At 30.4% G+C, this 8,708-nt stretch carries 9 protein-coding genes; all 9 read left to right on the plus strand.

From position 1 onward, the window contains the following. The first annotated feature begins 180 nt into the window (after positions 1-180). The gene (locus NAT50_RS12135; protein ID WP_250593493.1) at positions 181-465 is read left to right on the plus strand and encodes a GldL-related protein; all 285 of its coding nucleotides are present in this window, start codon (positions 181-183) and stop codon (positions 463-465) included. A 1,155-nt stretch (positions 466-1,620) separates the two neighbouring features. After that, entirely contained in the window at positions 1,621-2,016 is a 396-nt protein-coding gene (locus tag NAT50_RS12140; RefSeq protein WP_250593494.1) for a lipocalin family protein, read from the plus strand. A 1,035-nt stretch (positions 2,017-3,051) separates the two neighbouring features. Continuing rightward, entirely contained in the window at positions 3,052-4,026 is a 975-nt protein-coding gene (locus NAT50_RS12145; protein WP_250593495.1) for a hypothetical protein, read from the plus strand. A gap of 606 nt (positions 4,027-4,632) precedes the next feature. Beyond that, the gene (locus NAT50_RS12150; RefSeq protein WP_250593496.1) at positions 4,633-5,034 is read left to right on the plus strand and encodes a hypothetical protein; all 402 of its coding nucleotides are present in this window, start codon (positions 4,633-4,635) and stop codon (positions 5,032-5,034) included. 1 nt (position 5,035) lies between these two features. Further along, on the plus strand, positions 5,036-5,344 hold the full coding sequence (locus NAT50_RS12155) for a hypothetical protein (protein WP_250593497.1): 309 nt from the start codon (positions 5,036-5,038) through the stop codon (positions 5,342-5,344). A 553-nt stretch (positions 5,345-5,897) separates the two neighbouring features. After that, positions 5,898-6,437, plus strand: coding sequence for a DUF2975 domain-containing protein (locus NAT50_RS12160; RefSeq protein WP_250593498.1), 540 nt, complete (start codon positions 5,898-5,900; stop codon positions 6,435-6,437). Between the two features lie 3 nt (positions 6,438-6,440). After that, entirely contained in the window at positions 6,441-6,668 is a 228-nt protein-coding gene (locus NAT50_RS12165) for a helix-turn-helix domain-containing protein (RefSeq protein ID WP_250593499.1), read from the plus strand. 847 nt (positions 6,669-7,515) lie between these two features. Beyond that, positions 7,516-7,878, plus strand: coding sequence for a hypothetical protein (locus NAT50_RS12170; RefSeq protein WP_250593500.1), 363 nt, complete (start codon positions 7,516-7,518; stop codon positions 7,876-7,878). A gap of 267 nt (positions 7,879-8,145) precedes the next feature. Next, a partial coding sequence (locus tag NAT50_RS12175) for an IS30 family transposase (protein WP_250593501.1) occupies positions 8,146-8,708 on the plus strand: 563 nt, incomplete at its 3' end.

Raw genomic sequence — 8,708 nt, forward strand, 5'->3', positions numbered from 1 at the left:
CAGGTTTTACGCTATTGCGGGTTTTGCGATTAATTTAAAGTTTCTTTTGTATCTTTGAAGTCAGTGCTAAACGGAAAGGTTCCAGATTCTTTAGTCCGCAACAGTCGTAAAGCCTGGGAACGTTAGCCGTCAGTTTGACGGAACGCAGAAAGATGATGCTTAAATAAAAAAGAAAAAATTATGGAAAACGAAAAAAAGAATTTATTTAAAAAAGCATTTGCAATTTCATTTCTTTTTACAGTTATCGGAGCAATGATAAAAATTTCTCATTGGGAATATTCATCAATTTTTCTAATAATAGGAATACTATCAACTATATTGTATGTTGTTGTTGGAATTTACGAAGTGAACAGTTCAAACAGAATAAGTAGCTCTGAAAAAGTATTGTGGACAATTGGATTTATTATGTTTAGTTTCTTTGTTGGATTATTATACTTGATTAGCGGTCGAAAAAATGTTACATAAAAAAGTAAAAAAAACTTAAACATTTTTAAAACTGTAAATCTAATTTGTCTCAAAAAACTGAAAGAAGAATTACATTAATTGAATTGTCTAAAAAGAAATATAAAAAATAAAACCGAACGGCTAACAGCGGTTTGGCGCCATTGCAGGTTTTGCGAATATTTGGAAAGTTACTCTTTGAACCAAAATTTGTTTATATTTGTGAAGTTCCGTGTACGAATGCCGCAACAGCAGGCCAAGCCGGCGGGACGTTACACGACATAGACGTTGCGCAATAGTTCTACAGAAAAATTAGCCAAAAACAAACCTGTTAAATAGCTGAAAACAAATTAAAATTGTCGAAAATGTTATTGAAAACTGTATAGAATTTCGTTGTCGAAAATCGTTGTGGTTACTTGATATTTACTTTCGTGATTTTTGCAATCGCATTACGTTTCTCGGGAATTTTCATTTTTGTATCTGCTTCCGTTTGCGCTGTAGCACGTGATTCTTGCCAACAGATTACGTTTCTTGGTAATGTTCATTTTTGTGTTTGGCAACTTTTGGCTTCGTTTTTACTTAAAATCATATTTTTTCAATAAAATCATATTTTTATTGCTCCAAAATTGAATATTTTAATAAAAATTCAACTTTAAAAAATTGCTACGTCGTGTAACAGCGGTTTGGCGTCAGTGCGGGTTTTGCGCTTTTTTGGAAAGTTAATTTTTAAACCAAAATTTGTTTATATTTGTGAAGTTCCAGGCTAAAATTCCGCACCGAACGCCAAGCCGGCGGGACGTTAGCAGCAAGCCTTTCGCCGATTAAGATATCTAACACAATAACTGTTAAAAATATAAAAACGAAATAACTTATTCTAACTCTTGCTTTAATATTTTCTCAAACTTTAATTGCTCAAGAATTTTGTACTACAGAAACTGGTAACCAAGTAAAAAATTATAGACCCTTGTGCAAAAGTAACTCCAAGTAATATTGAAAAAGTCAAAGATAAAGAGATAAAAAATGTAAAACTTTACGATATTTATGGTTTAGAAGCAAAAACTTTCGATAGTAATTCATTTATAACTTTAGGACTTAAAAAAGGTGTCTATTTTTTATGCCCTATGTAGAAGAAGAAATAATAAACCACAAAATAATCGTTGAATAAAAAATCAAAATATTATGAAAACACTTATTTATTTTTTACTAATAATATTTCTGTCTGGATGTACAAAAAACGATGATCCTAAAAATAATGTTCCTCCGGAACTTATTGGAAAATGGAAAATTGTAGAAATTTATTCTTCGGATGGTAGTTCAGCTTCTTGGAAATCTCATGATTCCGGAAAAATCTATGACCTTTGGTTTAAGAATAGAGGAGAAATAATTGTCTCAAACATGATTGAAAGTTGTCAAGTAGGCACATTTTCTATTTCAGCAAATAATGAATTAATAATACAATTACCTTGTATTGAAAAATCTACAATTCCAATAGTTTCTTTGACTAACACAAATCTTGTCACAAATACAACATATATTGAATATGAATTAACTAAATATAAGAAAGTAACAGAATAAAACTAATCACACAACATTGTGTGTAAGAAATAGTGGCTAAAGATAAAATCAATAGTCGCTGTTTCTTATCTTCGTTAAGTTAACAAGGCAAATTATTGAATATAAAACTCCGCTATTTCATATACAAATATTCGTTAGCAGCATACCTATGACAAACTAAATTCGAAAGATGCGCTCAATAAAGGCATACAAATCAGGGCAACAAAAAACTTAAAGCTATTCTGTGAATTAGCAAATCAAACAAAAGAATGAATGCAGAAGAGTTAAAAGCAAAAAAGGACTCTGTATTTAAAAAAATAAAATAGTACAACAAGGCCAGCTGCTAACAGCGGTTTGGCGCCATTGCTGGTTTTAGGAATATTTGGAAAAAACTCCGTTTTTTCCAATTGGGTTTTGTACCTGCAAACTTTTAGCTAAATTTACGCAACGGCAGGCCAAGCCGGCGGGACGTTACCAGTAAGTGCCGAACCGAAATGCTGAAAACCAATCTAACGTTGAATTGTTACTGAATTTCTGTCTACTTCTTCTCTCCTATTTTTCAAAATTTTTAGATAATTGAAAATTCAGTTTTTAATCGGTCGAAAATGAAAACGCAGACAAAAATTCAGCAACTTTTGAAAGAAAAACGGTTGACAAAACTCAGTTTGACAATCACGTAAACGTACCAAACTTTGTCTAGAAATTCAAAACGTTGAAAACTTTACGGAAATTAAGCTTAAAATTTAACCGAACTCTACGCCGAGATTATTTTTGAAAAAAATTGAAAAACTTTACGTTGGAAACAGAACTGAACGCAAAATTCTCGTTGCGGAAAATCATTCTGTTGAAAAAAACTGATTGCTAAATTTAAAAATCCACCAGCGGTTAACAGCGGTTTGGCGCCATTGCTGGTTTTAGGAATATTTGGAAAAAACTCCGTTTTTTCCAATTTAGTTTTTTACCTGCAAACTTTTAGCTAAATTTACGCAACGGCAAGACAAGCCGGCGGGACGTTATAGAGCATTTTAAGTGACGACAACAAACTAGACAAAATAAATGGAGATACTTTTAGTTCATATAATTTTAGGCGTTGGACTTTTTTTCTTAATCAATTGGATAGGCAAACATTCATACTCGATTGGCTATATGGAAATTTCCATATTCGTAAAGACAGAAGAAGCTCCAGCTTTGAACTTTCTGATTAGAGTTCTTACTCCAATTGTCTACATTATTATCGTTTCGACAAGTTTATATTATTTCGGACTTGACAAATTTGTTTGGAATATTTATCTGGTTAACATTTACTACATACTATTTAGACTAATTTTCAATTTAGCTACTAATCGCGGACTTTTACTGAATTGGTATAGACAGTTTCTATATTGGACAGCAATCGTTGTTATATCATACTTCACCTACGAAAAACTGATAAAAGTTAAAGCGAATATTTTGCCTGACTTCACGACTGTTGCAAATGAACTTTGGATAATTATCTTAATCTTTATTTTCCAAGTAGCAAACAACCTACGCTTTTCACAAGAAGCGACACAAAAACGAAAAGACAAGTATCTAAAGAGCTGTTATCATTATTTCAAACGGTTTTATGGACAGTTTATCAAGGACTTGACAAACAATGAAATACTTGAAAGCATTGTTTATGCAATAATTATCTATGAAGACTTTAATAGACCAAAAATTGCAAGACAAATTGAAAATTTGAAATTCAAGCTAACAAAAAAGCCACATACATTAGGAGTTATGCAAGTTCGTTCTGACAAATTAATAAGTGACCTAGAAAGTGTAAAGATAGGAACTGAAAAAATCGTTAACGCCTATAAAAAGTATCTTGAAAATCCGACAGAAAACAGCAGCGACTATTTTGACTGGTATGCTAAAAATTATATAATCAATGACTATAACGTTGGGACAAGTTACAATGGTGAAGTTAATGAATTAGCAGACATAATTAAAAACACATTTTACAAAGACACGAATGACACCCTTGACCCAAACAAGAAAAACGCCCTATAACACACGTTTGGCGCAATGGGGGTTTTGGTTTTACAATCAAAAATCTGGCTACTATTGTACATTTGTACTGACTGACAGTTTAGTTTTCCAAAATCCCCCACCACTGCGCCAAACGTGGGAACGTTAGCGGTAAGTCGAAACCGAAAGGATATACAGATCATAAAAAATTTTAAATTAAACTCAATTTTAAAGAAACTATTTCTGAAAAAGAATTGTAAAATTTAAAATATAAACCTAAAAATAAAGAATACTACCAAGTATGAATACTAATTTTAAAAAGACCTAACCGATAAAGACAATTTGCAACTATTGTTAACTAATAGTTTATTAAAAATTAAAATATTACCAAATTATAGTTTTTTTTTAAATAATTTATAACTATATTTACAAAAGGGAGTTAAGTCTAACCCTAAAATAAATCCTAAATCGACATTAATTTTATTAATACAACACTTTTTTATTGTATTAATAGAAAAAGCATAGTTCAAATAGAAATAAAATTTCTTAACATTTAAAAGGTATGTGACGTTAAAAAAGTTTAAATAATACTTAAACTTATATTCCTTTTTGTATTCTATATCAGCATAATAATAAATAAAATCAATTATGAAAAAATCATTAATCACATCTAGCTTATTTATCTTTTTATCAATTTCTTGTTCACATGATGAGTTACAAACAGAAAATGAAGATTTTGTAAAATCTGAAATTATAAAAAATAAACAAAAATCATCAAGCTTTTTCAATTCTTCTAGATTTCAAAAAATTGACGCTATCAATCAAGAGACAAACGAAAAAGGGATTTTTTATTTTGAAAAAATACAATCTTCTAATAGTAAAATAACTTCAACAAGAGGTTTGTGGTATAGCGGTGGAGATTGTGCAATTTATGGTACTATTTATACTGATGATGTATCGGGAGATTCATTTTTTATTCCAGCAAGTGCAGCGACCCAATTACTTATGAATGTTTGTGGTTTAAGTAACGTAGCGAAAATTAAAAATTAAAATGAAGAGAAATATTATCTATTTTACATTAACTTTTCTTTTAACAATCGGATGTGCACAAAAAAAATATCCAATAAAAGAAGATATAATCAATTCATCTAATTCTATATCCTTAGATGCATATGAAAGCAACGATGGAACAAACAGAATAAAATCTGTAATCAGTTCAAAGGAATCTAATAAAATTAATTTAGATGGAAAAGAATATGAAATCGCTCAGTTTAAATCTATTATAGATACAATTAAAGGTGAATATAGAATCAAAGTAAATGAAAACGAAAGAATAGTGGAAATTATAAGAATACGTTGATCATATTTTCATTAATTGTTTACAAGCCATTTCTTAGTCAATTAAATAGCTTATTTTATTTGTAAAACTGAATTTAAATAGGAATTAAAATCTTAAAATAAACTCAAACTAAATGAAAATATTTTCTGAAAAAATCTAAAGTTTTTTACAAACAATAAAAAATCACATTAAAAAATTGTTTGGATCATAATTGATTAGAAATTTTTTATTTTACACGACCTAACCGCTAACAGCGGTTTGGCGCCATTGCTTGTTTCAGGAATATTTGGAAAAAACTCCGTTTTTTCCAATTTGGTTTTGTACTTGTTAACTTTTAGCTAAATTTATTCAACAGTAATACAATCCAACTGGACGTTAGCGGGCATTGTGAGAAAAATAGTCATCCAAAGCGTAATTTTTTTCGGACTTTCATACACAACCTAAACATCAATAAATTAATTAGCTATGACTTTTTATTGATGTAATTCAGTAAAATTAATTTGTTTTTAAGTAATTATTTATTGTTTTTCAATAATTATTTATTATCTTTACATCGTTAATCAAAATTTGAATAATGATTTCAAAAACAAACAATTTCGTATTCTGGGGCCTCTATGCTGTGGCTTGGCTCATTTTTGTAGGCTTATCAATTGAAGGAGGAGGTTTAATAATCAATTTCATTTATAGTTTGTACAAGCCTGAGGTTGTTCAAAACCTTTACCAGAAATTGGATATGATGCCAATTTTCAATGAAAGTAAATGGGCATTTTTTGGACTGTATGGTTTTGTGCTATCCATTGCTCTGCTTAAAGCGATACTGTTTTACATCCTCATTGTACTAATGCACAAGATGGATTTAAAGAAACCATTTAGCACTTTTGTATCAAAGCAGATAGCAAAGGTTAGTTATTTTACCTTATCAATAGGTGTTTTGGGCTACATTGCTCAAGAAATAACAAAAAGTCTAAACCATTATGGATTTTCAACTCACCACCTCGACCAATTTTGGGTAGACAGCAAAGCATTTATTTTAATGGGTGCTGTGATTTACATCATAGCAACCATTTTCAAAAAAGGGGTAGAAATTCAAAACGAAAACGACTTAACTGTATAAGCTATGGCAATCATTGTAAATTTAGATGTGATGATGGCAAAGCGGAAAATGTCACTGAATGAACTCTCTGATAAAGTTGGGTTGACTTTATCTAACCTTTCTATATTAAAGACAGGAAAAGCTAAGGCAATTAGATTTAGTACTTTGGAGACAATTTGTAATGTTTTGGAGTGCCAACCAGGTGACATTTTAGAATATGTTAATGACGAACAAAAAACAACGACCCGCTAACAGGCGTTTGGCTCAATGGCGGGTGAAGTGGTTAATTGAACATTCTACCTCGTATCAACCTTTGTGGTATATTGACAGTGAAGTGCTCCGAAATCCGCCACTGCGCCAAGTGCCAAACCGTTAGCGGCAAGCCTAAAAAAACGAAACGTAAAACCCTCAATGACAAAGTATTTAATAACAGAATTATTCGAATTTTTGAAATATCACTTCCGAAAGGATTTAACTTTTGATGAAAATACCGAAATTAAATTTGTGCGAGTTTTAAAGGCAAATAAATTAAAATATTTTAAAAATTGGAATCCTTGGCCTTTAATTTTATTCTCAAATGATTTTATTGATTTTACTGAAAAAGGAAATCGAAAATCATATTAATTTCTATATCGTAAATTTAAAAAAAACAAAACAAGTTTTTCTTGTTGGGGTAGAATTTCATTTTTTTGAAAATGGTACAAAGAAAGAAACTGGATTCTGCTTTAAACCAATTAATCCCGTTCTAAATAATTTATTAAGCTCAAAACATAATATTGTAACAGACCAATAAATTAAAATAAGACCAGCCGCTAACAGCGGTTTCGCACCATTGCACAGGTTTTACTTCTATTTTAAAGTAATCTTTCAAACAAAAGTTGTCTATATTTGTTATGTTCCGTTAGAAAATACCGTAATGGTAGCCTAAGTTGACGGGACGTTAACACCAATTTTAAGACTGACTTATCTCAACAAATATTGACAAAAGAAAAATGAAATACGAAATAACAAACCTGAATCAGAATTAACAGAAGGTTATTTTACTTTAGTTATTAAATATATCACACTTTTTATAATTGGCTGGATTGGAGGTTGGATATTGTTGTTGCTTTTATCAAGTGGAAGAATAAGTAGTGGTTCAGGACTTAGTGATTTACTTTTTGACAACTCCGAATATACAAGTATTGCAATTGCTCTAGCAGTAATATACTTCTTTGGACAAAAAGCATTTAAGAAGTATAAACAAGGAGTAATCACATCTATTGAATTTGAAGAAACAAAACTAAAATTAGGATTACTTAATACAATTAACGGTTTTCATAAATACAAAGAAATCGAAATCAATAAACTCAAAATATCATTCCAAACTAAGCAAGACAATCTTTACGGTAAACAAAGAGTATTTGAAATTTATGAGAATAATATTTTGATTAATCGACTGAATATTGAATTGACTGCCTAGTGTAGACATCCTGATATTGAAACAATAGTTACAAATCTTTTAGACTTTCAAAGCAAATGTAATTCAAAATAAAAAAGAATGTAATTAAAATACGCTCAACGAGCACCTAAACGAATTTTGACAGCATTGCTGGTTTTGATCTATTGATAAAGTTTCGTGAGCAAATATTTCAACGGTAATACAAGCCATCGAGACGTTAATTACAATTTTATCGCCGATTCAGACATCTAACGCAACAAATGTTAAAAAAATTAACATTTTTGCACTATGAAAAACAACTATAAAAGGCTTCAATTTGAAGAACGAATTGAGATTGAAAAAATGCTTAATCAACACTTTTCCATCACTCAAATTGCTTTAAAACTAAACCGAAATAAAAGTACAATTTCTAGAGAAATCAATAAATTGAATACACCCTATTCATCTCTAAACTCAGAAGCTTTTGCTACGGGAAAACAGTATGATAGAAGATGGAGAAAATCAAAAATAAATCAAAACCCAGAACTTAAAAAATTTGTCTACGATCACTTAAAATTACGTTGGTCTCCAGATCAAATTACTACCACTTTAAAACGTCTTTTCCCTAATAATAAAACTATGAATTTATCTCACGAAAGCATCTATCTTCACATCTATGTTCACGTAAAAAAAGAACTCAAAAAAGAGCTCATTGCTCAGCTCAGGCAAAAAAGAAACTACCGTGGAAATGTACGTCGGGGAGCCGATAAAAGATCCATTATCAAAGACCCTATTCGTATCGATGAACGACCTATTGAAGTCCTAGGAAGGGAGATTCCTGGACATTGGGAAGGAGACCTCATTTTAGGCAA

The organism is Flavobacterium luminosum (assembly GCF_023635005.1).
Taxonomy (GTDB): Bacteria; Bacteroidota; Bacteroidia; order Flavobacteriales; family Flavobacteriaceae; genus Flavobacterium; species Flavobacterium luminosum.

Coding starts and splice junctions, on each gene's coding strand:
- NAT50_RS12160 (WP_250593498.1), top strand. CDS start 5,898: ATGATTTCAAAAACAAACAATTTCGTATTCTGGGGCCTCTATGCTGTG.
- NAT50_RS12155 (WP_250593497.1), top strand. CDS start 5,036: ATGAAGAGAAATATTATCTATTTTACATTAACTTTTCTTTTAACAATC.
- NAT50_RS12140 (WP_250593494.1), top strand. CDS start 1,621: ATGAAAACACTTATTTATTTTTTACTAATAATATTTCTGTCTGGATGT.
- NAT50_RS12145 (WP_250593495.1), top strand. CDS start 3,052: ATGGAGATACTTTTAGTTCATATAATTTTAGGCGTTGGACTTTTTTTC.
- NAT50_RS12165 (WP_250593499.1), top strand. CDS start 6,441: ATGGCAATCATTGTAAATTTAGATGTGATGATGGCAAAGCGGAAAATG.
- NAT50_RS12150 (WP_250593496.1), top strand. CDS start 4,633: ATGAAAAAATCATTAATCACATCTAGCTTATTTATCTTTTTATCAATT.
- NAT50_RS12135 (WP_250593493.1), top strand. CDS start 181: ATGGAAAACGAAAAAAAGAATTTATTTAAAAAAGCATTTGCAATTTCA.